25 protein-coding genes are annotated in these 24,636 nt (G+C 44.7%); 20 read left to right on the top strand and 5 right to left on the bottom strand.

The window, feature by feature from the left end; genetic code table 11:
* Positions 1–127: 127 nt before the first annotated feature.
* Together mbcS and BLL41_RS05240 are read left to right on the top strand one after the other, a co-directional pair.
* A complete protein-coding gene (mbcS, locus tag BLL41_RS05235) occupies positions 128–1,717 on the top strand; it encodes an acyl-CoA synthetase MbcS (RefSeq protein WP_071577036.1) in 1,590 nt (529 codons plus the stop codon).
* Between the two features lie 19 nt (positions 1,718–1,736).
* On the top strand, positions 1,737–3,323 hold the full coding sequence (locus BLL41_RS05240) for an amidohydrolase (protein WP_071577037.1): 1,587 nt from the start codon (positions 1,737–1,739) through the stop codon (positions 3,321–3,323).
* A gap of 33 nt (positions 3,324–3,356) precedes the next feature.
* Here the strand turns inward: BLL41_RS05240 and BLL41_RS05245 are convergent, their stop codons facing one another.
* Positions 3,357–4,160, bottom strand: coding sequence for an NAD kinase (locus BLL41_RS05245; RefSeq protein WP_071577038.1), 804 nt, complete (start codon positions 4,158–4,160; stop codon positions 3,357–3,359).
* A 184-nt stretch (positions 4,161–4,344) separates the two neighbouring features.
* Here BLL41_RS05245 and sppA point away from each other — a divergent pair, with 184 nt between their 5' ends.
* The 15 genes from sppA (at position 4,345) to BLL41_RS05320 (ending at position 16,913) form a co-directional block, all read left to right on the top strand.
* Complete coding sequence (gene sppA, locus BLL41_RS05250; protein ID WP_014664984.1) at positions 4,345–5,352, top strand: signal peptide peptidase SppA; 1,008 nt, start codon at positions 4,345–4,347, stop codon at positions 5,350–5,352.
* Positions 5,353–5,364: 12 nt separating this feature from the next.
* The gene (locus BLL41_RS05255; RefSeq protein ID WP_071577039.1) at positions 5,365–5,859 is read left to right on the top strand and encodes an RDD family protein; all 495 of its coding nucleotides are present in this window, start codon (positions 5,365–5,367) and stop codon (positions 5,857–5,859) included.
* 74 nt (positions 5,860–5,933) lie between these two features.
* Positions 5,934–6,614, top strand: a complete 681-nt coding sequence (locus BLL41_RS05260) for a DUF2953 domain-containing protein (protein WP_071577040.1) — start codon at positions 5,934–5,936, stop codon at positions 6,612–6,614.
* Positions 6,615–6,627: 13 nt separating this feature from the next.
* Complete coding sequence (gene ytfJ, locus BLL41_RS05265; protein WP_004398631.1) at positions 6,628–7,083, top strand: GerW family sporulation protein; 456 nt, start codon at positions 6,628–6,630, stop codon at positions 7,081–7,083.
* A 108-nt stretch (positions 7,084–7,191) separates the two neighbouring features.
* Entirely contained in the window at positions 7,192–7,695 is a 504-nt protein-coding gene (gene tpx / locus BLL41_RS05270) for a thiol peroxidase (RefSeq protein WP_003223506.1), read from the top strand.
* Between the two features lie 59 nt (positions 7,696–7,754).
* The gene (locus tag BLL41_RS05275) at positions 7,755–8,744 is read left to right on the top strand and encodes a class I SAM-dependent methyltransferase (protein WP_071577041.1); all 990 of its coding nucleotides are present in this window, start codon (positions 7,755–7,757) and stop codon (positions 8,742–8,744) included.
* Complete coding sequence (locus tag BLL41_RS05280) at positions 8,716–8,919, top strand: hypothetical protein (RefSeq protein ID WP_141770190.1); 204 nt, start codon at positions 8,716–8,718, stop codon at positions 8,917–8,919. The genes BLL41_RS05275 and BLL41_RS05280 overlap by 29 nt, the downstream gene beginning before the upstream one ends.
* A gap of 171 nt (positions 8,920–9,090) precedes the next feature.
* On the top strand, positions 9,091–10,278 hold the full coding sequence (locus BLL41_RS05285; RefSeq protein ID WP_003223511.1) for an acetate kinase: 1,188 nt from the start codon (positions 9,091–9,093) through the stop codon (positions 10,276–10,278).
* Between the two features lie 84 nt (positions 10,279–10,362).
* Positions 10,363–10,875 carry a MogA/MoaB family molybdenum cofactor biosynthesis protein gene (locus BLL41_RS05290; RefSeq protein ID WP_071577043.1) on the top strand — a complete coding sequence of 171 codons (513 nt, stop codon included), beginning with the start codon at positions 10,363–10,365 and terminating at the stop codon, positions 10,873–10,875.
* Positions 10,876–11,044: 169 nt separating this feature from the next.
* Positions 11,045–12,256, top strand: a complete 1,212-nt coding sequence (locus BLL41_RS05295; RefSeq protein WP_071577044.1) for an argininosuccinate synthase — start codon at positions 11,045–11,047, stop codon at positions 12,254–12,256.
* Complete coding sequence (gene argH / locus BLL41_RS05300; RefSeq protein ID WP_071577045.1) at positions 12,253–13,638, top strand: argininosuccinate lyase; 1,386 nt, start codon at positions 12,253–12,255, stop codon at positions 13,636–13,638. The genes BLL41_RS05295 and argH overlap by 4 nt, the downstream gene beginning before the upstream one ends.
* Positions 13,639–13,702: 64 nt before the next feature.
* Positions 13,703–13,834 (top strand): hypothetical protein, encoded by a 132-nt coding sequence (locus tag BLL41_RS22970; RefSeq protein ID WP_009967976.1) that lies wholly within the window; start codon positions 13,703–13,705, stop codon positions 13,832–13,834.
* A gap of 126 nt (positions 13,835–13,960) precedes the next feature.
* Positions 13,961–14,728, top strand: coding sequence for an SDR family oxidoreductase (locus BLL41_RS05310; RefSeq protein ID WP_071577046.1), 768 nt, complete (start codon positions 13,961–13,963; stop codon positions 14,726–14,728).
* Positions 14,729–14,790: 62 nt separating this feature from the next.
* The gene (locus tag BLL41_RS05315) at positions 14,791–15,474 is read left to right on the top strand and encodes a metal-dependent hydrolase (protein ID WP_071577047.1); all 684 of its coding nucleotides are present in this window, start codon (positions 14,791–14,793) and stop codon (positions 15,472–15,474) included.
* A 119-nt stretch (positions 15,475–15,593) separates the two neighbouring features.
* Positions 15,594–16,913, top strand: a complete 1,320-nt coding sequence (locus tag BLL41_RS05320) for a CBS domain-containing protein (protein ID WP_071577048.1) — start codon at positions 15,594–15,596, stop codon at positions 16,911–16,913.
* 18 nt (positions 16,914–16,931) lie between these two features.
* On the opposite strand, the gene BLL41_RS05325 is transcribed toward BLL41_RS05320, so the two are convergent.
* Positions 16,932–17,234, bottom strand: coding sequence for a YtpI family protein (locus tag BLL41_RS05325; RefSeq protein ID WP_014664957.1), 303 nt, complete (start codon positions 17,232–17,234; stop codon positions 16,932–16,934).
* 130 nt (positions 17,235–17,364) lie between these two features.
* Between BLL41_RS05325 and nrnA the strand changes: the two genes are divergently transcribed.
* Positions 17,365–18,306 carry a bifunctional oligoribonuclease/PAP phosphatase NrnA gene (gene nrnA, locus BLL41_RS05330; protein ID WP_014664955.1) on the top strand — a complete coding sequence of 314 codons (942 nt, stop codon included), beginning with the start codon at positions 17,365–17,367 and terminating at the stop codon, positions 18,304–18,306.
* A 17-nt stretch (positions 18,307–18,323) separates the two neighbouring features.
* On the opposite strand, the gene BLL41_RS05335 is transcribed toward nrnA, so the two are convergent.
* The 3 genes from BLL41_RS05335 to ytrH form a co-directional block, all read right to left on the bottom strand.
* Positions 18,324–18,515 (bottom strand): YtzJ family protein, encoded by a 192-nt coding sequence (locus tag BLL41_RS05335; RefSeq protein WP_003229407.1) that lies wholly within the window; start codon positions 18,513–18,515, stop codon positions 18,324–18,326.
* 101 nt (positions 18,516–18,616) lie between these two features.
* Positions 18,617–19,120: a sporulation membrane protein YtrI gene (gene ytrI, locus BLL41_RS05340; protein ID WP_003229408.1), complete on the bottom strand. Its 504-nt coding sequence runs from the start codon at positions 19,118–19,120 to the stop codon at positions 18,617–18,619.
* On the bottom strand, positions 19,117–19,458 hold the full coding sequence (gene ytrH / locus BLL41_RS05345; protein ID WP_003229410.1) for a sporulation membrane protein YtrH: 342 nt from the start codon (positions 19,456–19,458) through the stop codon (positions 19,117–19,119). The genes ytrI and ytrH overlap by 4 nt, the downstream gene beginning before the upstream one ends.
* 139 nt (positions 19,459–19,597) lie before the next feature.
* Here ytrH and dnaE point away from each other — a divergent pair, with 139 nt between their 5' ends.
* Both dnaE and ystJ read left to right on the top strand, forming a co-directional pair.
* On the top strand, positions 19,598–22,945 hold the full coding sequence (gene dnaE / locus BLL41_RS05350) for a DNA polymerase III subunit alpha (RefSeq protein WP_071577049.1): 3,348 nt from the start codon (positions 19,598–19,600) through the stop codon (positions 22,943–22,945).
* A 137-nt stretch (positions 22,946–23,082) separates the two neighbouring features.
* Entirely contained in the window at positions 23,083–24,315 is a 1,233-nt protein-coding gene (gene ystJ / locus BLL41_RS05355; protein WP_014664951.1) for an NADP-dependent malic enzyme, read from the top strand.
* Positions 24,316–24,636 lie beyond the last annotated feature (321 nt).

Genomic DNA, 24,636 nt, shown 5'->3' on the forward strand with positions numbered 1-24,636 from the left:
GTTTTTTACATATAAAAAAGGACCAGCGGCCTATAAAATCTATGTTTACAGAGGCTGTTTTTAGGCATATCCTTACGGAAAGAGCCTGTATTTATGTATAATGGGTGGAGAAAGTGAGGAGTTGTTCGTGTTAAAACGTGAAGATTTAATCGCCCCTATGCAATATAATTTAGTGAATGAAATGGAAAAGTTTAGTGCCGCTGGACAAAAAACCGCTCTTCTATGGGAGGATGAGTCGGGCAAGCAAGAATCATGGTCGTATGAAAAGCTGATGGAAGAAACAAATAAAATCGGAGCGGTCTTAGCTAATCTTGGATTTAAAAAGGGAGACAAGCTGATTGTAATGGTTCCGCGGGTGCTTGAAGCCTATGCAGTTTATATGGCTATCCTGAAATCAGGAATGGTCGTCATTCCGTGCTCTGAAATGCTTCGCGCGAAGGATCTTGAATACCGGATTGAACATGCAGAGGTAAAAGGCGCCATCGTCTATTCCGAATTTATCGGCGCTTTCCGTGATGTCAGTACGGCTGACAAACTGATTACACTGTCTATTGGTGAGAATGATGCCGGCTGGAAAAATCTCTTATCAATTGAAGCGGACGGAAGCCAATTTAAAACAGCTGACACAACAAGAGATGATATGGCTTTCTTATCTTATACTTCCGGCACAACAGGTCAGCCGAAAGGTGTTGTACATACACATGGATGGGCATTTGCTCATTTAAAAACTTCTGCCGGCGCTTGGCTTGATATTTCTGAAAAGGATACCGTTTGGGCGACTGCTGCCCCTGGCTGGCAAAAGTGGGTGTGGAGTCCATTTTTAGCAGTATTAGGCAGCGGAGCAACGGGTTTTGTGTACCATGGCAGATTCAAAGCAGAAAAATATCTAGAGCTTTTAAACCGCTACAAAATCAATGTTTTCTGCTGTACGCCGACAGAATACCGCTTAATGGCGAAGGTCGAAGGCTTGGAGCGCTTTGATCTTTCTGCCCTTCACAGCGCTGTTTCCGCAGGCGAGCCGCTCAACCGTGAAGTCATTGATGTTTTCCAAAAGCACTTTGGCATTAAGGTACGGGACGGATACGGCCAAACAGAAAGCACGCTATTAGTCGGTGTTTTGAAAGATACGGCTATTAAACCGGGAAGCATGGGAAAACCAACACCGGGAAATCAGGTGGAAATCATTAATGAAGACGGTGAAGTCTGCAAACCTGGTGAGGTTGGCGATATCGCTGTTCACCTCAGCACGCCTGCGCTCTTTAAAGAATATTTTAAAGATCCGGAAAGAATGAAAACACAAATTCGCGGCGATTATTTCCTAACGGGAGACAGAGCAAGAAAAGATGAGGAAGGTTACTTCTGGTTTGAAAGCCGAAATGACGATATCATTATCAGCTCTGGCTACACGATCGGGCCATTCGAGGTGGAAGACGCGCTTGTTAAGCACCCTGAAGTAAAAGAGTGTGCTGTTGTCGCAAGCCCTGATGAAATCAGAGGCTCCATCGTAAAGGCATACGTTGTCCTGCAAAATCATGAAAAACGAAGTGATGAGCTTGTCAAAATACTGCAAAATCATGTGAAGACGATTACCGCTCCATACAAATACCCTAGAGAAATTGAATTTGTGGAAAGTCTGCCGAAAACGGCTTCTGCCAAGATCAGACGAGTGGAATTAAGAAAACGTGAAGAACAGCTCAAAGCCAATAAAAAGGCGTAAAGAAAGAGAGTGAACGTGAATGAAGGCGATATGGCACGGCGGTTTCATTTATACAATGCTCGAAGAAGGCGATCGGACAGAGGCAGTTTATGTTGAGGATGGTGTCATAAAAGGCACCGGCAGCTATGAACATCTGAAGGAAATGTACGGCTCCCTGGAAACAGAAGAAATCAGCCTGAATGGAGCAGTGATGTTTCCCGGTTTTGTTGACAGCCATTTACATTTGATCGGCCACGGCGAAAAACAGCTTCAGTTTGATCTGTCCGCACTGACGTCTAAAGAAGCGATTTTACAGGCTGCAAAGGAAAAAGAGCGGCAGCTACCTAAAGACGAGTGGCTCATTGGAGAGGGCTGGAATGAAAATCAGTTTGAGACACCGGACTATTTGAATAAGCATGATTTAGACCGCCTGTTTCCAGACAGGCCCGTCTTGCTCAAGCGAGTATGCCGGCATGCAATAGCCGTTAATTCTGCGGCTCTTCAAGCGGCGGGAATTTCAAGAAATACTCCTGAGCCTGACGGAGGCGTCATCGTAAAAGATGCAAATGGCGAGCCGACGGGCCTCCTTTTTGATAAGGCGCAGGATTTGATTCTGAAGGCTGTCCCGCCGGTCTCCCAGCACTATGTTGATGAGGCATTAACGGCTGCAATAGAGGACTGCTGGACAAAAGGCCTGACAGGCGGACATTCGGAAGACTTGTCCTATTATGGCGATGTTTCGGTGCCGATGAAAGCTTATGAGAAAGCTGCCGCTAGCGGAAAGTATCCGTTCCGCTGCCATCTGCTCGTTCATCATGAAGCTGTCGACCGATGGGAGCAGCTGGAGAAGCCGTCAGGCCCGTATGTGGAGTTTGGAGCGATGAAAATCTTTGCGGACGGGGCGCTTGGCGGGAGAACGGCTTTATTGAAAGAACCATATCAGGATGATCCATCAACACATGGTGTTCAGGTTCATGATGACGAAACCCTTGACCGCCTCATTCGAAAAGCAAGAGAAAAAGGGATGGAGGTTGCAGTTCATGCAATCGGCGATCTTGCTTTTGAAAAAGTGCTCAACGCAATAGAAAAGCATCCGCCCCAAAACGGCCGGCATGATCGGCTTATTCATGCTCAAGTGCTTGATAGCGAATTAATCGAGAGAGCAGCTAACATGCCGATCGCGCTTGATCTTCAGCCGCATTTCGTTGCAAGCGATTTTCCGTGGGTCATTGACCGTCTCGGAAAAGACCGGATGAAGACATCATTTGCCTGGAAAACCTTGATGTCTAAAGGCATTTTATGCGCGGGCGGTTCAGACGCTCCGATTGAGCCTGTTGACCCGCTTCTTGGGATCCAATCCGCGGTGCTTCGCAAGAGCAGTCATGAGCATAACGGGCCAAGCTATAATGAAAGTGAATGTTTACCTGTATATGAAGCGATAAAACTTTATACAGAAGGAAGCGCCGGGATCATTTATAAAGAGAAGTCACGCGGAAAAATTGCGGAAGGCTATGACGCGGATTTTACAGTTCTCAGTGGTGATCCGTTTGCCATTGACCCCGCACAGCTTCATCTATTAGATGTCAAAAAAACCGTGATCAACGGTCAGATTGTATATGAGAAATAACAAAAGGACAGGCAGAGGCCTGTCCTTTATTTTCTATAAAAAAGTACGCTTCACTTTCTCCCAAAATGAATTGTCTTTTAGTTTGACCGTTTTTATTTTTTTGTCAGACAGTTTAATTTCAATCGTTTTCACATTTCTCGTGCTGAGTGCTTCATTGTCCAAGCCTATGATTGGGTGTTCGTTGCCGTCCTGCACCACACGAAGGGTCAGCTTTCGGTCAGAGCTGAGGACAAATGGCGAGCCGAGTGTCCGGTAGGTGTTATTGTTAAGGGATGCAAGCTCTGATACCTGCATGCATGGAAGCAGCGGATCAACAACCGCTCCTGCAACAGACTTGTTATAGGCGGTGCTGCCTGTAGGCGTTGAGATAATCATCCCGTCACCTCTAAACGTTTCAAAGTGCAGATCGTCAATCAGCACGTCCATCACAAAGGTTTTAATGATGCTTGAACGGATGGATACCTCGTTTAAGCAGTGAAAAGGACTGGCATGATCCACTGTCACTTCAATCAGCGGATATTTTCTGACTTCAATTTGTTCAAACGTCATTGCATCGACCATTTTTTCTCGCTCATCACTATGAAAGTCGCAATATAAATGAGCTTTCCCCTTTTTGGTAATGCCGACGTACAAGCAGTCGTCGCGAAAATTCGTCTTTCTGACTGCCTGCAAAAATGTGCCGTCCCCGCCAATGCTGGCAATAATATTGGCATCTGAGTGCTGGTTCACAACGGTAAATCCATGCTCTTCAGCCAATTGTGTTAACGAGCGGGCTTGTTCGTTTGTTTCCTGGTCCTGTTTGTGAAAAAAATAAACATTACGGCGTTGATCGGTCATATCCCATTTCCCCTTTGCTGTCATATTTAAGTTTTTCTGCCATCCAGTATTTGTGATAAAATACCTTTGGCCATAAGTGTACCACGTTTGCCGGCAGCTCGTTAAGCCGAAGCTTTCTCATGAAGTGAAACATTTTTCAAATTGAATCGTATAATGAGAGAGTTTGGAAAAAGGAGGAGAAAAGATGAATGCAAAAAGATGGATCGCATTAGTGATAGCTCTGGGGATTTTCGGCGTGTCTATTATCGTCAGCATCTCTATGAGTTTCTTTGAAAGCGTCAAAGGCGCTCAAACGGATCTTACATCGTTGACGGATGAATCGCAGGAAAAGACGCTGGAAAACGGCAGTCTCTCAAGTAAAATTGCCGTATTAGAGGTCAGCGGCACCATCCAGGATAATGGGGACTCAAGCAGTCTGCTTGGTGCAGACGGATATAACCACAGAACGTTCTTAAAAAACCTTGAGCGCGCAAAAGATGACAAGACGGTCAAAGGTATCGTTCTGAAGGTGAATTCTCCGGGCGGCGGAGTGTATGAAAGTGCTGAAATACATAAGAAATTAGAAGAAATCAAGAAAGAAACAAAAAAACCTATTTACGTATCAATGGGTTCGATGGCAGCTTCCGGAGGCTATTACATCTCAACGGCGGCTGATAAGATTTTTGCGACACCGGAAACCCTGACCGGGTCACTCGGCGTCATTATGGAAAGCGTCAATTATTCAAAGCTTGCCGATAAGCTCGGCATTTCTTTTGAAACAATTAAGAGCGGGGCTCATAAGGACATTATGTCTCCTTCACGTGAGATGACGAAAGAAGAAAAAAACATCATGCAATCGATGGTTGATAATTCGTATGAGGGCTTTGTTGATGTTATTTCAAAAGGCCGCGGCATGTCGAAAGCAGAGGTAAAGAAAATTGCGGACGGCCGCGTGTATGATGGACGGCAGGCGAAAAAATTGAATCTCGTTGATGAGCTTGGTTTTTATGATGACACCATTTCGGCCATGAAAAAGGATCACAAGGATTTGAAAAACGCCTCTGTCATTTCTTATGAGGAAAGCTTCGGATTAGGCTCATTGTTTTCCATGGGCGCAAACAAAATGTTTAAAAGTGAAATTGATTTTTTAAATATGAGAGAAATGCTTTCGCAATCCGGTTCGCCGAGAATGATGTATCTCTATGCGAAGTAGGAGGGAACAATAATGGACGCGACATATGAAGAGTTAGAGCGCAATGACATCAAAGGCCCGCAAGAAGCGGAGCAGCTGACACATGCCTATGCTGGCTTTTGGGTTCGTTTCTGGGCTTTCCTGCTTGATTGGCTCGTGGTATGGGGATTAAACCATTTACTCGTTTCTCCCCTCTTTACCGTATTGGAACTGCCGAAAACATCCGGCATATTTACCTTCTCGGCCTACAGTGTGACAACGCTTATTGTTTATCTTGCCTATTTCGCATTAATGACAAAATACTTCAGGCAGACGCTGGGCAAAATGGTGTTCGGCCTCAAAGTGGTTTCTGTGAAGCAAGATTGCAAGCTGACATGGAGTACAGTGATTTTTCGTGAAGTGGTTGGACGGTATATTGATAAGATTTGGATTTTATATATCGTTGTTGCTTTTTCACCTACAAAACAAGGGATTCATGATTACATCGCGGATACCACCGTGGTGCATGAAAAATTATACCGCAAATAACTGATAACCCGGACCTCTGTCCGGGTTTATTTTTTTAGGATTTGGCGATAATGCTCCTAGAGGAAGTGAAGAATATGGTGTATGCACTGACAGCCATTCTTATTCTCATAGGGATCGTCCTGCTTTTTAGAATGAAAATCCATGTTGCGCTGGAGTATCTTCATGCCGATGATAATGACAAATTGACATTGAAAATTACGGCGCTGTTTGGCCTTATAAGGATCAAAAAAACAATCCCGGCGATTAAGCTGAACAAAGAAGACGGAACAGTGGATATCAAACAAAAAACTGAATCTAAAATGAAAAAAAGCAGCGGAAAGAAGAAAATCACACAAAACGATGTGCAGCAAAGCATTAATAAGATTGAAATGCTTTTGCATCAGGTCACCAGATTACGGAAAATCAGCGCCTCTTTTCTCGCTCATTTACATATCACAAAACTGGAATGGATTACAGTTATCGGAATTCAGGACGCGGCAGTGACAGGTGTGATAACAGGTGCTGTATGGGGTGTGAAAGGCGGTATCGCAGCGATGCTCTACGACCACCTGGACTTTGTAAATAAACCTGTCTATGAAGTGATCCCTTCGTTTCAAGTCCCGGTTTCCAAGACCCATTTTCAGTGTATATTCTTTTTTCGCTTTGGACATGCTATGCTTGCAGCTTTCAAATTCGTCAAATACGGGCGGGAGCTATCCGTATTAAAGAAGAATCCGTCGGCTCGAATGACTTCAAAGAATGATTCATCAGTTTAAGGAGGAAGCGTATATGGCAGACCATCCCATCCAAGGTTTAATGAAAACCGCAATGGAAAACTTGAAGGAAATGATTGATGTTAACACCATCATCGGAGATCCAGTAGAAACGCCTGATGGAAGTGTGATTTTAACTGTTTCTAAAGTCGGATTCGGATTCGCCGCAGGCGGAAGCGAGTTTGGCGGAAAGCCGGCCGAAAAGAAATCGGAAGACGATGAGACAAGAGAACAAAAACTTCCTTTCGGAGGCGGAAGCGGGGGCGGTGTGTCCATTACGCCGATCGCGTTTTTAATTGTCGGATCGACAGGGATCAGAATGCTTCATCTAGATGAAAATACTCATTTAATAGAGAAAATTTTAGACGCAGCCCCTCAAACACTTGAACGCATTCAGCAAATGTTCAAGAAAAATAACAAGAACCAAAGCCAGGGCCAAAATCAAAACCAAATGAACAATATGAATTATTAAAAAAGGTTAACTGCGCCGGCCGCAGTTAACTTTTTTTTGGCATAAACTTTGCAGTTTGCAGGAAACTTTACTATGATAGAGACATACATACAAAAGGGAGGAATTATAATGGCTGAAATTACATTCAAAGGCGGTCCGGTTACACTTGTCGGACAGGAAGTGAAGGTAGGAGATCAAGCTCCTGATTTCACAGTGCTGACTAACAGCCTTGAAGAAAAATCGTTAGCTGACATGAAAGGAAAGGTAACGATTATTTCTGTTATCCCTTCAATTGATACAGGTGTTTGTGATGCACAAACACGCCGTTTTAACGAAGAAGCTGCAAAGCTTGGAGATGTCAACGTCTACACAATAAGTGCAGACCTTCCATTTGCACAAGCGCGCTGGTGCGGTGCTAACGGAATCGACAAAGTGGAAACACTGTCTGACCACAGAGATATGTCATTTGGCGAAGCGTTCGGTGTGTATATTAAAGAACTTCGTCTGCTTGCGCGTTCCGTATTTGTCCTTGATGAGAACGGAAAAGTCGTTTACGCTGAATATGTAAGCGAAGCAACAAACCACCCGAACTATGAAAAGCCAATTGAGGCTGCTAAGGCATTAGTGAAGTAAGCAGGGAAAAAAGCTCCAGGCTGCCGCCGGAGCTTTTTTCATGGCAAGGAGGAACACATATGCAAAAAGACCATGTAGGTGCGGTGTATGAGCTGTTAGACGAAGCCGCGATTATTATAAAGAATGAGTTGCAGATTTCATATATAGAGGCCCTGGCCGAAGCAGGAGAAATGTATTTTCTTGAAAAAACAGATCAGCTGAAACTGCCTGCTGATCAGAAAACCAAACAGCTTCAGGCTCTGCTTGAAAAAGCGGAATTCGGCACATATGAGCATGAGTGGGTGCGCAAAGCTTTTCAGCTTGCCGTCCTTAAAGGAATGAAGGATATCTCTCATCCGAACAGACAAATGACGCCGGATACGATCGGGCTTTTCATCAGCTATTTGGTGAATAAGTTTATGGCGGATAAAAAGGAACTGACCGTTCTTGATCCAGCCTTGGGAACCGGAAACCTTCTGTTTACCGTGCTGAACCAGCTGTCTGAAAAAACGGCAACCAGCTTTGGCATTGAAATTGATGATGTGCTCTTGAAGATTGCGTATGCCCAAGCGAACCTTCTGAAAAAAGAGCTTGAGCTTTTCCATCAGGACAGCCTTGAGCCTTTGTTTATCGATCCAGTGGACACGGTCATTTGTGATTTGCCAGTCGGCTATTATCCGAATGACGAAGGAGCAGAAGCGTTTGAGCTCAGAGCTGACGAAGGCCATTCCTTCGCGCATCATCTGTTTATTGAACAGAGCGTCAAGCATACCAAACCGGGCGGCTACTTATTTTTTATGATTCCGAATCATTTGTTTGAGAGCTCCCAAAGCGGCAAGCTGAAGCAGTTTTTCAAAGATAAGGTTCATATCAACGCGCTGTTGCAGCTGCCAAAATCTATTTTTAAAGACGAAGCTCATGCCAAGAGCATTCTTGTGCTTCAGAAACAAGGAGAGAAGACGAAAGCGCCGGGGCAAATTTTGCTTGCGAATCTTCCGTCTTTCTCCAATCAAAAGGCGATGCTTGATATGATGGCTCAATTTGATGAATGGTTTAAAAAAGAAAAGTAAGTGTTTTAAAAGCAGCTTAGGCAGCCGTATGAGATGGATGCCTAAGCTGTTTTTATTTATGCTTTTGAAGACCGGACGTGACGAATTGAATCCATCTTTGAAACACAAAATACAGAGGGAAAAACCGCAAATTGTAAGCGTTCATCAATACAAAACCTATAGGGGATGTGTCTGAAAATAACGACTTCTTATTGTAAGCGTTATCAATACACAAGTTGACTTGAAAAGCAGACATGACAATGTTTAAATGGAAAAGTCAGATATTTTTCGGAGAAGATGTTGATATTCACCGGGAAAAAGTACGAAAAACGAAGTTGTTGATACAGAGTATAAAGGAGCGTCAATCATGTCCAAAATTATTGCAATTAACGCAGGAAGCTCGTCTTTGAAATTTCAGCTTTTCGAAATGCCTTCAGAAACCGTTTTAACGAAGGGTTTAGTTGAACGAATCGGTATCGCCGACAGCGTATTCACAATTTCTGTGAACGGCGAAAAAAATACAGAAGTAACAGATATTCCGGATCATGCGGTAGCTGTTAAAATGCTGCTGAATAAGTTAACGGAATTTGGCATTATTAAAGACTTGAATGAAATTGACGGAATTGGCCACCGTGTCGTTCACGGCGGAGAAAAATTCAGCGATTCTGTTTTATTAACGGATGAAACCATTAAGGAAATCGAAGATATTTCTGAATTGGCACCGCTTCACAATCCGGCAAATATCGTTGGAATTAAAGCGTTCAAAGAAGTGCTTCCAAATGTTCCTGCGGTAGCTGTATTTGATACGGCATTCCACCAAACAATGCCTGAGCAGTCTTACCTGTACAGCTTGCCGTATGAATACTATGAAAAATTCGGCATCCGTAAATACGGCTTCCACGGCACTTCACATAAATATGTAACTGAGCGTGCGGCAGAGCTTCTCGGCCGTCCGTTAAAAGACTTGCGCCTGATTTCCTGCCACCTTGGAAACGGAGCAAGTATTGCAGCTGTTGAAGGCGGAAAATCAATTGATACATCTATGGGCTTTACGCCGCTTGCCGGTGTTGCAATGGGTACGCGCTCTGGAAACATCGACCCTGCCCTGATCCCATACATCATGGAGAAAACAGGCCAAACGGCTGACGAAGTACTGAATACATTAAACAAAAAAAGCGGACTGCTTGGCATTTCCGGTTTCTCTAGCGATCTTCGGGACATCGTTGAAGCAACGAAAGAAGGAAATGAGCGCGCGGAAACGGCTCTTGAAGTATTCGCAAGCAGAATCCACAAATACATCGGTTCTTACGCTGCAAGAATGAGCGGTGTAGATGCGATCATCTTTACTGCCGGTATCGGTGAAAACAGTGTGGAAGTCAGAGAACGCGTTCTTCGCGGTTTAGAATTCATGGGCGTATACTGGGATCCTGCGCTTAATAACGTGCGCGGCGAGGAAGCTTTCATCAGCTATCCGCATTCTCCAGTAAAAGTCATGATCATTCCGACTGATGAAGAAGTCATGATTGCGCGCGACGTTGTTCGTTTAGCAAAATAAATCGCATGAAAGCACATTCTCTTGAATGTGCTTTTTTGTTGATGCATGATAGTGACAGACAGATAACATAAAAGAGGTGAGCCAATGAGCGTTCAAGAGCATAAACAAGAAGCTCCCGATATCGTTCGGTGCAAAGTGATTACTGTCAGTGACACGAGGACAGAGGAAACCGATAAAAGCGGCAAGCTGATGATCTCGCTTTTAAAAGAAACCGGTTATCACATTGCTGCATATGAAATTGTAAAAGACGAAAAGGATGCTTTGCAGCGGTCAGTGCTTGCGGGATGCATGGATGAACAGACAGACGCGGTACTCTTAAACGGAGGGACAGGCATAGCAGATCGGGATGTCACAATTGAAGCCATTACGCCGCTGTTTTCAAAAGAACTGCCCGGCTTTGGGGAAATATTCAGGATGCTGAGTTATACAGAGGACATTGGCTCTGCCGCAATCATGTCGAGAGCAACAGCCGGTGTCATTCAGCATACCGCTGTTTTCTCAACGCCAGGCTCAAGCGGCGCGGTAAAGCTGGCAATGAATCAGCTGATTATTCCCGAACTTGCACATGTGGTCAGAGAAATCAGAAAAGACAAGTAAATGAATAAATACTACGAAACTTCACCTGAAATTTAGGTGAAGTTTTTTTTATAAAAGGCTTGAAAAAACGAAACGTACTTGTTAAAGTGTATACATACAAAATGTATTTTTATTAAAAATAATTTATTTTTATACAAAATAGAAACACGGTTGAGAGGGGATTTTTATCATGTCAGAACAGAAAAAAGTCGTATTAGCATACTCAGGAGGTCTTGATACTTCCGTCGCAATAAAATGGCTTCAAGAGCAAGGATATAATGTAATCGCCTGCTGCCTGGATGTCGGTGAGGGCAAAGATTTGGCATTTGTTCAGCAGAAAGCGCTTGAAGTCGGCGCGACAAACTCCTACGTGATCGATGCAAAAGAAGAATTTGCACAGGATTACGCGCTTATCTCTTTGCAGGCCCACACGATGTATGAAGGAAAATACCCGCTTGTTTCGGCATTATCTCGACCGCTGATCGCGAAAAAACTGGTTGAAATTGCGGAAAAAGAAGATGCACAGGCGATTGCCCACGGATGCACAGGGAAGGGAAATGACCAGGTTCGTTTCGAAGTCTCTATTAAATCATTAAACCCTGACCTTGAAGTCATCGCGCCGGTTCGCGAATGGCAGTGGTCACGTGAAGAAGAAATTGAATATGCGGCAAGCCGCGGCATTCCGATTCCGATCAATCTTGACAGCCCGTATTCTATCGACCAAAACCTCTGGGGACGCGCCAATGAGTGCGGCATTTTAGAAGATCCATGGGCGGCGCCGCCAGAAGGTGCATACGATTTAACAGCTCCGCTGGAAAAAACGCCGGACACGCCGGAAGTGATTGAAATTGCATTTGAACAAGGCGTGCCTGTCTCCATTAACGGCGTATCTTACACGCTTTCTGAACTGATTTTGAAACTGAATGAAATGGCAGGCGCACACGGTGTCGGACGTATCGACCACGTGGAAAACCGCCTTGTCGGCATTAAATCCCGGGAAGTATACGAATGCCCTGGTGCGATCACACTTATCAAGGCACATAAGGAATTAGAAGATTTGACACTGGTGAAAGAGGTTGCACACTTTAAACCGATCATCGAGCAAAAAATGTCAGAAATCATTTACAACGGCTTATGGTTTTCACCGTTAAAAGACGCGCTGCACGCTTTCTTAAAAGAAACGCAAAAGCATGTCACAGGCATTGTCCGCGTGAAGCTGTTTAAAGGCCATGCAATAGTAGAAGGGCGTAAATCAGAATATTCTCTATATGATGAAAAACTTGCAACATATACAAAAGACGATGCGTTTGATCACCATGCGGCAATTGGATTTATCGAGCTTTGGGGACTTCCGACAAAAGTGAACAGCATCGTGAAAAAGAAGGAGCAGATTAAAGCATGAAGAAGCTTTGGGGAGGCCGGTTTCAAAAAACACCGGAAAAATGGGTCGACGAGTTCGGCGCGTCCATATCATTTGACCAAAATTTAGTCACTGAAGACATAACAGGGTCTCTCGCACATGCTGCCATGCTGAAAAAATGCGGTATCCTGACAGCGGAAGAAGAGCTGAAAATCCGCGAGGGACTGAATACCCTTTTGCAAAAAGCAGAGGAGGGAGCATTGGAATTCTCAGTCGATTATGAGGATATTCATTTGAACATAGAGAAAATGCTCATTGACGAAATCGGCCCGCTCGGCGGCAAGCTGCATACCGGCAGAAGCCGGAATGACCAGGTGGCGACTGACATGCATTTATACTTGAAGAATCATGTCGGCCACATCATCGAGCTGATTGAGGCTTTCCAAAGTGCGCTGATTGAAAAGGCGGAAGCGAACGTTGAAACGATTCTGCCGGGTTACACACATCTGCAGCGCGCCCAGCCGATTTCATTCGCTCACCATCTGCTTGCGTATTTCTGGATGCTTGAGCGCGACAAGGAACGTTTTCAGGATTCAATGAAGCGGATTAACAAATCTCCGCTCGGCTGCGGGGCGCTCGCGGGAACAACTTTCCCAATCGACCGTGATTATTCAGCGGAACTGCTCGGCTTTGATTCCATTTATGAAAACAGCTTGGACGGCGTCAGTGACAGAGACTTCATTTTGGAGTTTTTAAGCAACAGCAGTATGCTGATGATGCACCTATCCCGTTTCTCTGAAGAAATCATTTTATGGTGCTCGCAGGAGTTTAAATTCATCGAGCTTGACGATACGTACGCAACAGGAAGCAGCATGATGCCGCAAAAGAAAAACCCTGATATGGCGGAGCTGATCCGCGGCAAAACAGGGCGCGTATACGGCGATATGATGGGTCTGTTTACGACCATGAAAGGACTTCCGCTCGCTTACAACAAAGATCTGCAGGAAGACAAAGAGGGCATGTTTGACACGGTGAAAACGGTGGAGGGCAGCCTGCAAATCTTCACAGGCATGATCCAAACAATGATTGTAAACAAAGACGTCATGAAGCAAGCGACAAAACAAGACTTTTCAAATGCGACGGAACTGGCCGATTATTTAGCTAAGAAAGGAATGCCGTTCAGAGAAGCGCATGAAGTGGTCGGGAAACTTGTGTACACATGCATTGAAAGAGGGATCTATTTAAGCGATATGCCATTTGGCGAGTTTCAGCAGGCGAGCACACTATTTGAAGAAGATATTTACACTGTGTTAGATCCTTACTACGCAGTTGAAAAAAGATTGAGCGCCGGGGGCACTGGATTCAAACAGGTGGAGCAGGCGCTTGAGAAAGCGAAAGCCTGCGTCGCGGCAGGAGTTTGTTAAAATTTCCTTCATAAAATCCCGTCATTATAGCCAACCTACCTCTATAATGATGGGAGGCAGAATGATGAAAAAAGAACCGGAACGCTATATTTATGATGAACAAGAAAGCCAGGAGACAACAAGGCTCATTTCAGAAGCATATCAAAGCGGTTATGTCGATATGCCTGATCAGGAGTCTTCATCTCCTGCAGAATAAGCTGTCTATACAGGCAGCTTTTTTTGTATGCCAAAGTGTAAAAAGTGATATTGCAAGCCTTTTATAGTAAAGTAGAAGAAGAAACACTTTATTGAAAGCGGCGACGTTGCTTTGGGAGGTATTCATGTGCGACATGCTTTAATTACTGCCGGTTCGAAGGGTTTAGGCCGCAAAGTGACTGAAACGTTGCTTGCAAAGGGGTATTCAGTAACAGTCAATTACAGACAGGATGAGGAGGCAGTCAGCCGCCTGAAGGAAGCCTGTCCCGATTGTCTTGACCGGCTGCAATTTGTAAAAGGTGATGTCACCAAAAAAGAAGATCTGCTGCGTATTGCAGAGACTGCATTAAACCGTTTCGGAAGGATCGACTTTTTGATTAACAACGCGGGACCATACATATTTGAACGTAAAAAGTTAGCCGATTATACTGATGATGAATGGTACGGCATGCTGGAAGGGAATTTAAGTGCCGTCTTTCATTTATTCAAAGCGGTTATTCCTGTTATGAGAAAACAGCAATTTGGACGCATCATTACGTACGGATTCCAAGGTGCGGCTCACGCGCCAGGCTGGCTTCACCGCTCGGCATTTGGCGCTGCGAAAGTGGGCTTGGCTTCTTTGACGAAGACAATCGCCATTGAAGAAGCCGAATTCGGCATAACCGCCAACATGGTTTGCCCGGGAGACATTGTCGGCGACATGAAAGAAGCATCGATAGAGGAAGCTAGAATAAGAATTGGCAAAGAAAAAACGCCGATAGGAAGGTCCGGAACAGGCGAGGATATCGCCCGGATTATCGCTTTCTTGTGTGAGGAAAACTCAGACCTTGTGACTGGGACTGTCATTGAAGCCACCGGAGGCCTCAATGTCATTAACAAGAATCAAACAACCTAAGTTTTTCAGCTTTTTAAAAAGGGAAAATAAAAAAATCAAAATCACGTGACGAGGTGAAAGAAATGAAAGTGACATATCACGGACATTCTGTAATTACAGTGGAAACGAAGGACCATCATATTATATTTGATCCGTTTTTAACAGGGAATTCGTTAACGGATATCAAGCCGGAGGATGTAAAAGCGGATGTCATATTATTAACGCACGGCCACAATGACCATGTCGGTGATACTGAACAAATCGCCAGGCAAAATAACGCGCTGGTCATAGCACCGAACGAGCTCGCCGTGTACTTAGGCTGGAAAGGCTTGAATGTTCATCCAATGCATATCGGGGGCTCTCGCCAGTTCGATTTTGGGAAAGTGAAGCTCACACAGGCCTTTCATGGATCAGCCATCACAGATGAAGAAAACAAAACGATCACTTACACAGGCATGCCAGCAGGTATTTTGCTGACTGTAGAAGGTAAAACGATTTTCCATGCGGGTGATACGGCTCTTTTCTCTGATATGAAACTCATTGGCGAGTTGAATCATATTGATCTTGCTTTTCTGCCAATTGGCGATAACTTTACGATGGGGCCTGAAGACGCCAAGCTTGCGGCTGAATGGCTGCGCGCAAAACAGGTCGTGCCGGTGCATTACAATACATTCCCAGTCATCGAGCAAGACCCTGAAGCATTCGCTGACAGCCTGCCGGGCGGAGTCGGCAAAGTCATGGCGGTCGGTGAGACGATCGAGCTTTAAACGATGAAACCATCTCCTGATTCATCAGGAGATGGTTTTTTATTTTCCAGCCTCATTGCGTATAAATCCTTTGAAACCTTATAATAAAAACAAGAAGACTGTCCTTAGAGGTGAAAGGCTTGGCAACGAAGCATGAACAAATTTTAACGTATATCGATTCACTGCCTGTCGGCGAAAAAATTTCTGTGCGAAGAATTGCAAAGGAAATGAAAGTAAGTGAAGGAACCGCGTACAGAGCGATCAAGGAAGCAGAAAATAAAGGGTTTGTCAGCACGATTGAACGTGTGGGCACAATTAGAATCGAACAAAAGAAAAAAGAGAACATTGAAAAGCTTACCTATGCAGAGGTTGTAAATGTCATAGACGGACAAGTGCTCGGAGGCCGGGCAGGGCTCCATAAGACATTGAATAAATTCGTCATCGGCGCGATGGAACTGGACGCGATGATGCGTTATACCGCAGCGGGGAATCTTTTGATTGTCGGAAACAGAATCAATGCACACAGGCAGGCGCTTGAAGCGGGCGCGGCCGTATTGGTGACTGGGGGCTTTAACACGGATGACAGCATTGTACAGCTGGCAGATGAGCTTGAACTGCCGATTTTATCCACGAGCTATGACACCTTTACAGTCGCCGCGATGATTAACAGGGCAATTTATGACCAGCTGATCAAAAAAGAAATTGTTTTGGTGGAGGACATCCTAACACCCGCTGACCGCACGGTATATCTTTCGCCCAAGGATAAACTTGAAAAATGGTATGAGAAAAATTTTGAAACGGGCCACGGGCGCTTCCCGGTTGTCGACGATCAAATGAAAATCCATGGCATTCTGACATCAAAAGATATTGCCGGACATGACCGAAATGCATCTATAGAAAAAGTCATGACTAAAAATCCCGTTACGGTGATTGGGAAAACATCTGTCGCCTCAGCGGCGCAAACGATGGTATGGGAAGGAATCGAAGTGCTTCCCGTCACTGACGGCCACCAAAAACTGATCGGGATGATCAGCCGCCAAGATGTGTTGAAAGCCCTTCAAATGATTCAAAAGCAGCCGCAGGTCGGGGAGAAGCTTGATGATATCGTTTCAAGAGGGTTTAAAGACGAGGGTGATGATAAAGAGGATCAAACGGTTTACGAGTATGAAGTCACGCCGCAAATGACAAATCAGCTTGGAACCATTTCATATGGTGTATTTACAACCATATTGACGCAGGCGGCAAACCGATTTTTGCGCTCGAAAAAACGCGGCGAACTCGTCATAGAGAGCATCACCATTTTCTTTTTGAAGCCTGTGCAGATGGAATCGGTCATCGAAGTCAAACCGCGTATCTTGGAGGCCGGCAGAAAGTTCGGGAAAATGGAAGTGGAAGTGCACAGCCAAGGCCATATCGTGTCTAAAGCGATGCTGATGGTGCAGCTGATGGAAAGAAGCTAAGGGACGTTCAGGCGCCCCTTACGCGTGATCTCGTTCAGCTTCTTTGGCGTGAAGGGGATTGTAATGCCTGTAGGCTTTATAACCTGCCCAAGCGCTTCCTGCTCCTATGACGATAAAGATACCGCCGATTACTAACGTTAATACTGAATGGAATAATATCATTTGGTTGAGCCCGTAGAACAGGACTAGTGACCCTAAGGCCATGCTTGATTTTGCTGAATAGATTTCTTTTGCCAAAGATGGCTTTGCCCGTACGCCTTTTACTTTATAGTACACATAAAAGCAGGCTGAAAGCCCAATCAAAAAAACAAGAACCAACATAAATGAAATCCTCCATCGTAAAAGTTTACAAACCCATTTTATACAAAAACGGGCTTGGTTTTGACGTTATTTTTCTTTTCCGTCGGCAGAGAATGTGATTTAATGAATAAAAACAATAAAGGAGTATCAAATGAAAACAGAATTGATCAGAACCATATCATTATATGACACGATTATCTTACATAGACATGTGCGTCCTGATCCGGATGCTTACGGATCACAGTGCGGGCTTACGGAAATCCTGCGTGAAACATATCCTGAAAAAAATATTTTTGCGGTCGGCACGCCTGAACCGTCCCTCTCTTTCTTATATTCCCTTGATGAGGTGGACAATGAAACATATGAAGGCGCACTTGTCATTGTCTGCGATACGGCAAATCAGGAAAGAATCGACGATCAGCGTTATCCTTCAGGCGCCAAACTAATGAAAATCGACCACCATCCGAACGAAGATCCATACGGTGACCTTCTCTGGGTCGATACTAGCGCCAGCTCAGTAAGTGAAATGATTTACGAGCTGTATTTAGAAGGAAAAGAGCACGGCTGGAAGCTGAATACGAAAGCGGCAGAGCTGATCTATGCCGGCATTGTTGGAGATACCGGACGCTTTTTATTTCCGAATACCACGGAAAAAACATTAAAATATGCCGGCGAGCTCATTCAGTATCCATTCTCTTCCTCAGAGTTGTTTAATCAATTGTATGAAACAAAACTGAATGTGGTGAAGCTTAACGGCTTTATCTTTCAAAATGTGTCTTTGTCCGAAAACGGCGCCGCTTCTGTTTTCATCAAAAAGGATACGCTTGAAAAATTCGGCACAACGGCTTCTGAAGCGTCGCAGCTTGTCGGGACGCTTGGCAATATCTCTGGTATTCGCGCCTGGGTGTTTTTCGTAGAAGAAGACGATCAAATCAGAGTCAGATTCCGTTCGAAGGGGCCTGTCATTAACGGACTTGCCCGGAAATATAACGGCGGAGGACATCCGTTTGCTGCCGGCGCCTCTATTTACAGCTGGGATGAAGCTGATCGGATTTTGGCTGATCTGGAAACATTATGTAAAGAACACGAGTAGAGGGGAGACCCTCTCTCTTAGTGTTCATCTGTGACGGGGATGAACCAGCAGCCGAAATCAGTAAGGTCCTCGTAGACTTGGAGATTGTGAGATTGAAGTTCTTTTTTAATGAGGGAAGCGAGTGAGTTTGTTTCGGCATATGCAGAAAAACCTTGTCTGAGACGGGCTGCTTGATCTTTTGCTAACTGACGGTCACTGTAAACCTCCATTTCCCTTCCTCCTTCCTTGCGCCATTAAGCCTCACATATAGTTTATAAAAAAGAATGGGAAAAAGCGACAGAAGTTTGGAGAATTTAAAAAAAATCCATAATTATGTGGCGAATGATATTTCAAGTTCTACTGTCAGCCTCGTATAAATAATCAATTCTCTTACGGTTGCCTCGTATTTTTTTTCATTGATCATATAGACTTTATTTTCAATTGTCCGTTTCAAAAGATCCTTTGTTTGATAGACGCTTTCTATGTCTTTGGTAATCACCTCTGAAATATCATCCTTTACATGCTCCTCGAATTTCGTTTTATCCGGCTGCGATATTTTATATTTATCCCCATTCAGCAACTTAACGCTGACGCTTTGAATCAGCAGTTTTCTTTTATTATCTTCATTCAGTTTATGGAGGTCTTCCTGATAGATCGAAATTTGATTGTTCAAGTCTTTTACATGCTCTTTTTGTTTTTCGATGAGGCTGACCTGCTCCTCTTGAAATGTTCCGTAAGTAAACAGGAAAAAGAACCAGCTGATTACGGCTCCGCACATCATTCCCGCGAAAAAACGCTGCCACCCCGGTTTTTTGTAATGCTGAGGGACCCTCATGAAGAAAGATGCTCCTGGGTCAGCCATGATATAATGAGCCAGCCGCTTTGCGCGCCTCCCATGGCGGAAATAATCAAAAGAAGCTGCTTAAAGATATCTCTCGTATTGCCTTCGAGTATGCCTCGTTCAAAGCTGTATACCGCATCAAAGGTGCCTCCGATAGCTGCGACAAGCGCCCAAATTTTTAACCGGTTCGCAAGCTTTGTAATGGCTGTAAGCGGGGGTTCGCCCGCCAAATATGCTCCGAGCCCTCCAATGAGTGCGCCCCCGATCAGCACCCCTAACGCAATGAAGTAGCTATTGATAAAATTCACCATAAATCCTGCTTCCTGATCCATCTTTATCACCTCACCTTTTATATCATATTGAGCTTTCAGGACAAGTATGATGATGAGTCAAAAAAGAACATTTGTTTCTTTTGGAAACCGGCCTTATAATGAAAAAAGAAATGGATCGTAATGAGAAAGAGGTGATAGCATGTCTTTTGTTCACCTGCAAGTGCATAGCGGGTACAGCCTGCTAAACAGCGCCGCGGCTGTGGAAGAGCTCGTCAGTGAAGCTGACAGGCTCGGATATGCGTCTTTGGCGCTGACAGATGATCATGTCATGTACGGAGCTATTCAATTTTATAAAGCTTGCAAGGCGAGAGGGATCAACCCGATAATCGGTTTGACGGCTTCTGTTTTTACAGATGACAGCGAGCTTGAAGCCTACCCGCTCGTCCTGCTGGCAAAATCAAATACAGGCTATCAAAACCTGCTGAAAATCAGCAGCGTTCTGCAATCTAAATCAAAAGGCGGACTGAAGCCGAAATGGCTTCACAGTTATCGAGAAGGCATTATCGCAATAACGCCCGGCGAAAAAGGATATATTGAGACGCTTCTTGAAGGAGGGCTGTTCGACCAGGCCGCTCAAGCTTCGCTGGATTTCCAGTCAATATTTGGAAGTGGATCCTTTTATTTCTCCTATCAGCCTTTTAAAGGGAATCAAGTCTTGTCTGAGCAAATTCTAAAGCTGTCAGAAGAAACGGGTATCCCTGTTACGGCCACAGGCGACGTGCACTACATAAGGAAGGAAGATAAGGCTGCCTACCGTTGTCTGAAAGCGATTAAAGCGGGGGAAAAACTGACGGATGCACCTGCTGAAGTTCTGCCTGATCTCGATTTGAAACCAATTGAAGAAATGCAAAACATTTATCGAGAGCATCCCGAGGCATTGCAAGCTTCTGTGGAGATCGCGGAACAATGCCGGGTTGACGTCAGCCTCGGGCAGACCCGTCTGCCGTCTTTTCCGACCCCAGACGGAACGTCCGCTGATGATTATTTAACGGATATCTGTATGGAGGGACTCCGCAGCCGTTTCGGCACGCCTGATGAACGATACCTTCGCCGTCTTCAATATGAGCTTGATGTCATCAAGCGGATGAAGTTCAGCGATTACTTTCTGATCGTGTGGGATTTTATGAAGCACGCTCATGAAAAAGGGATTGTTACAGGACCGGGACGAGGTTCTGCGGCAGGCTCTCTTGTGGCATATGTGCTGTATATCACAGATGTTGACCCGATTAAGCATCACCTTCTGTTTGAAAGATTTTTAAATCCTGAACGCATCAGCATGCCGGATATTGATATTGATTTTCCCGATACAAGAAGAGATGAAGTCATTCAATATGTTCAGCAGAAATACGGTGCGATGCACGTCGCACAGATCATCACCTTTGGAACACTTGCGGCAAAGGCGGCGCTTCGGGACGTCGGCAGAGTATTTGGCGTCAGCCCGAAGGAGGCAGATCAGCTTGCAAAACTCATTCCTTCAAGACCGGGCATGACGCTGGATGAAGCGAGACAGCAGTCACCGCAGCTGGATAAGCGGCTTCGGGAGTCAAGCCTGCTTCAGCAAGTCTATACAATTGCCCGAAAAATAGAGGGGCTGCCAAGGCATGCATCCACCCACGCAGCAGGCGTTGTCCTGAGTGAAGAACCGTTAACAGATGTTGTTCCGCTTCAGGAAGGGCATGAAGGGATCTATTTAACGCAATATGCGATGGATCATCTTGAAGATTTGGGCCTTTTAAAAATGGATTTCTTAGGCTTGAGGAATCTGACGCTGATTGAATCCATCACTTCAATGATTGAAAAAGAAGAAAACATCAAAATAGATCTTTCAAGTATTTCCTACAGTGATGACAAAACGTTCTCCTTGCTGTCCAAAGGAGATACGACAGGGATTTTCCAGCTCGAATCTGCAGGGATGAGAAGCGTCCTGAAACGGCTGAAACCTTCAGGGCTGGAGGATATTGTGGCGGTCAATGCGCTGTACCGGCCCGGTCCGATGGAAAATATTCCGTTATTTATTGACCGTAAACACGGCCGGGCGCCTGTCCATTATCCTCATGAGGATTTAAGGAGCATTTTGGAAGACACATATGGCGTTATAGTGTATCAGGAACAAATTATGATGATTGCTTCCCGCATGGCGGGGTTTTCTTTAGGCGAAGCAGACCTATTGAGAAGGGCGGTCAGCAAAAAGAAAAAAGAAATCTTAGACAGAGAGCGAAGCCATTTTGTTGAAGGGTGCTTAAAAAAGGAGTATTCTGTAGACACTGCAAATGAAGTCTACGATTTAATCGTCAAATTCGCAAACTATGGCTTTAACCGAAGCCATGCGGTGGCATACAGCATGATCGGGTGCCAGCTTGCGTATTTGAAAGCTCATTATCCGTTATATTTTATGTGCGGATTGCTGACAAGCGTCATTGGCAATGAGGATAAAATTTCTCAATATCTTTACGAAGCAAAGGGGAGCGGGATTCGTATCCTTCCTCCGTCAGTGAATAAAAGCAGTTTTCCGTTTACAGTTGAAGACGGATCTGTCAGATACAGCCTCCGCGCGATAAAAAGTGTAGGCGTCTCAGCAGTCAAAGATATATATAAAGCAAGGAAAAAGAAACCATTTGAAGATCTTTTCGATTTCTGCTTTCGCGTGCCGTCAAAAAGTGTAAATCGCAAAGTGCTTGAAGCACTTATTTTTTCTGGTGCGATGGACGAATTCGGCCAAAACCGGGCCACGCTGCTCGCATCTATTGATGTTGCTTTGGAACATGCTGAGCTATTCGCCGCGGACGATGACCAAATGGGATTGTTTTTAGATGAATCGTTTTCAATTAAGCCGAAGTATGTGGAGACGGAGGAGCTTCCTCTGGTGGATTTACTTGCGTTTGAAAAGGAAACGCTTGGCATTTATTTTTCAAATCATCCGCTCTCCGTCTTCCGAAAACAGCTCGCTGCGCACGGAGCAGTTTCCATTTTGCAGGCTCAGCGGACGGTCAAAAGGCAGCTTTCGCTAGGCGTTCTGCTGTCGAAGATCAAAACGATTCGGACGAAAACAGGTCAAAACATGGCGTTTTTAACGCTCAGTGATGAAACCGGCGAGATGGAAGCCGTAGTCTTCCCTGAACAATTCAGACAGCTTTCACCCGTTTTAAGAGAAGGCGCTCTTTTGTTCACAGCGGGGAAATGTGAAGTAAGACAAGATAAGATCCAATTCATCATGTCCCGGGCAGAATTATTAGAAAATATGGATGCAGAAAAAGCGCCATCGGTTTATATAAAAATAGAAAGCAGTCAGCACAGCCAGGAGATCCTGGCAAAAATTAAGCGCATTTTGCTGGAGCATAAAGGGGAAACAGGCGTTTATCTCTATTATGAAAGGCAGAAACAGACGATTAAGCTTCCTGAGTCGTTTCATATCAATGCGGATCACCAGGTGTTATATCGCTTAAAAGAGCTGTTGGGTCAAAAAAACGTCGTTTTAAAACAGTGGTAACGAGTCACTTTTTGTTATACAATTGGAGCAATTATGTGATCCTGTTTAAATATTCAGATAGATTTTACTCCGCAGAATGCAGCAAACAACGCAGCAGTATACGAATCAAAAAATATCCATAAGGAGTGTTTAAGAGAATGTCATTAAGAGAAGAAGCATTACACCTGCATAAAGTCAACCAGGGGAAACTGGAGTCTAAATCAAAAGTAGAGGTCAGAAACGCGAAAGATTTAAGCCTCGCGTATTCTCCGGGTGTTGCAGAACCGTGTAAGGATATTCATGAAGACATTAACAAAGTATATGATTATACAATGAAGGGGAACATGGTAGCAGTTGTAACTGACGGTACAGCTGTGCTTGGCCTTGGAAACATCGGCCCTGAAGCCGCGCTTCCTGTTATGGAAGGAAAAGCCGTTCTATTCAAAAGCTTTGCGGGCGTAGATGCGTTTCCGATTGCTTTAAACACAAACGATGTTGATAAAATCGTAGAAACTGTTAAACTGCTTGAGCCGACATTTGGCGGCGTCAACCTTGAAGACATTGCAGCGCCAAACTGCTTTATCATTGAAGAGCGCCTCAAAAAAGAAACAAACATCCCTGTTTTCCATGATGATCAGCACGGTACAGCCATTGTAACGGTAGCAGGTCTTGTAAACGCGCTGAAACTGTCTGGAAAATCAATGTCATCCATTAAGGTTGTCGCAAACGGCGCGGGTGCGGCTGGCATTGCAATTATCAAGCTTCTTCACCATTACGGCGTTCGTGACATTGTGATGTGCGATTCTAAAGGGGCCATTTATGAAGGGCGCCCGAACGGCATGAACGATGTCAAAAACGAAGTGGCGAAATTCACGAACCAAGACCGCAAAGACGGTTCTCTGAAAGATGTCATCGTTGATGCTGACGTATTTATCGGTGTTTCTGTAGCGGGTGCGTTAACAAAAGAAATGGTTCAAAGCATGGCAAAAGATCCGATTATATTTGCAATGGCAAATCCAAATCCGGAAATCATGCCGGAAGATGCGCGTGAAGCCGGCGCAAGCGTTATTGGAACAGGACGTTCTGACTTCCCGAACCAAGTAAACAATGTCCTTGCATTCCCTGGCATTTTCCGCGGAGCGCTTGACGTGCGTGCTACTCATATTAACGAAGAAATGAAAATCGCAGCGGTTGAAGCCATTGCTTCACTGGTTTCAGAAGATGAACTTAGCGCAGACTATGTCATCCCTGCACCGTTTGATAAACGTGTTGCGCCTGCTGTTGCGAAGGCTGTGGCTAAAGCCGCGATGGAAACAGGTGTAGCAAGAATCACTGTTGACCCTGAGGAAGTCGCAGAAAAAACAAGAAAACTTACGATTATTGGCGAATAATTTTAATTCGTTCCAAAAATGGCAGCGCGTTGGCGGAGACCAGCGCGCTGTTCTCAAGTTAAACTGTCGGCTGAAATTTTTTTAGGGGGGCGGCCTTAAAAAAATTTCAGCCGGGTTTAACATTATTTTTGAATGCGCTGTCAACCTTGTCGTTTCAACACCTTATCTGATTTTATACAAGCCTTTCCGAGCACGTCGTCGAATAAAAAGTTGTCGAATTGAGGATGACAGCGTTTGACAAAAAAAGTACAATAGTTTCGGTAAAGTTATTAGCAAGTCTATCTGTTTGATGACATGCGGTGAAGAGAACCCTTCACAAAA

It is taken from the genome of Bacillus sp. FMQ74 (assembly GCF_001875785.1).
GTDB lineage: Bacteria > Bacillota > Bacilli > Bacillales > Bacillaceae > Bacillus > Bacillus stercoris.

Excerpts from the sequence above, each read along its gene's own strand:
- sppA (WP_014664984.1), top strand. The coding sequence starts at position 4,345 with ATGAATGCAAAAAGATGGATCGCATTAGTGATAGCTCTGGGGATTTTC.
- BLL41_RS05275 (WP_071577041.1), top strand. The coding sequence starts at position 7,755 with ATGCAAAAAGACCATGTAGGTGCGGTGTATGAGCTGTTAGACGAAGCC.
- nrnA (WP_014664955.1), top strand. The coding sequence starts at position 17,365 with ATGAAAACAGAATTGATCAGAACCATATCATTATATGACACGATTATC.
- BLL41_RS05325 (WP_014664957.1), bottom strand. The coding sequence starts at position 17,234 with ATGTTGGTTCTTGTTTTTTTGATTGGGCTTTCAGCCTGCTTTTATGTG.
- BLL41_RS05290 (WP_071577043.1), top strand. The coding sequence starts at position 10,363 with ATGAGCGTTCAAGAGCATAAACAAGAAGCTCCCGATATCGTTCGGTGC.
- ystJ (WP_014664951.1), top strand. The coding sequence starts at position 23,083 with ATGTCATTAAGAGAAGAAGCATTACACCTGCATAAAGTCAACCAGGGG.
- BLL41_RS05255 (WP_071577039.1), top strand. The coding sequence starts at position 5,365 with ATGGACGCGACATATGAAGAGTTAGAGCGCAATGACATCAAAGGCCCG.
- BLL41_RS05260 (WP_071577040.1), top strand. The coding sequence starts at position 5,934 with ATGGTGTATGCACTGACAGCCATTCTTATTCTCATAGGGATCGTCCTG.
- BLL41_RS05315 (WP_071577047.1), top strand. The coding sequence starts at position 14,791 with ATGAAAGTGACATATCACGGACATTCTGTAATTACAGTGGAAACGAAG.
- argH (WP_071577045.1), top strand. The coding sequence starts at position 12,253 with ATGAAGAAGCTTTGGGGAGGCCGGTTTCAAAAAACACCGGAAAAATGG.
- dnaE (WP_071577049.1), top strand. The coding sequence starts at position 19,598 with ATGTCTTTTGTTCACCTGCAAGTGCATAGCGGGTACAGCCTGCTAAAC.
- ytfJ (WP_004398631.1), top strand. The coding sequence starts at position 6,628 with ATGGCAGACCATCCCATCCAAGGTTTAATGAAAACCGCAATGGAAAAC.
- BLL41_RS05295 (WP_071577044.1), top strand. The coding sequence starts at position 11,045 with ATGTCAGAACAGAAAAAAGTCGTATTAGCATACTCAGGAGGTCTTGAT.
- BLL41_RS05285 (WP_003223511.1), top strand. The coding sequence starts at position 9,091 with ATGTCCAAAATTATTGCAATTAACGCAGGAAGCTCGTCTTTGAAATTT.
- BLL41_RS22970 (WP_009967976.1), top strand. The coding sequence starts at position 13,703 with ATGAAAAAAGAACCGGAACGCTATATTTATGATGAACAAGAAAGCCAG.
- tpx (WP_003223506.1), top strand. The coding sequence starts at position 7,192 with ATGGCTGAAATTACATTCAAAGGCGGTCCGGTTACACTTGTCGGACAG.
- BLL41_RS05240 (WP_071577037.1), top strand. The coding sequence starts at position 1,737 with ATGAAGGCGATATGGCACGGCGGTTTCATTTATACAATGCTCGAAGAA.
- ytrI (WP_003229408.1), bottom strand. The coding sequence starts at position 19,120 with ATGAGGGTCCCTCAGCATTACAAAAAACCGGGGTGGCAGCGTTTTTTC.
- BLL41_RS05335 (WP_003229407.1), bottom strand. The coding sequence starts at position 18,515 with ATGGAGGTTTACAGTGACCGTCAGTTAGCAAAAGATCAAGCAGCCCGT.
- BLL41_RS05245 (WP_071577038.1), bottom strand. The coding sequence starts at position 4,160 with ATGACCGATCAACGCCGTAATGTTTATTTTTTTCACAAACAGGACCAG.
- ytrH (WP_003229410.1), bottom strand. The coding sequence starts at position 19,458 with ATGGATCAGGAAGCAGGATTTATGGTGAATTTTATCAATAGCTACTTC.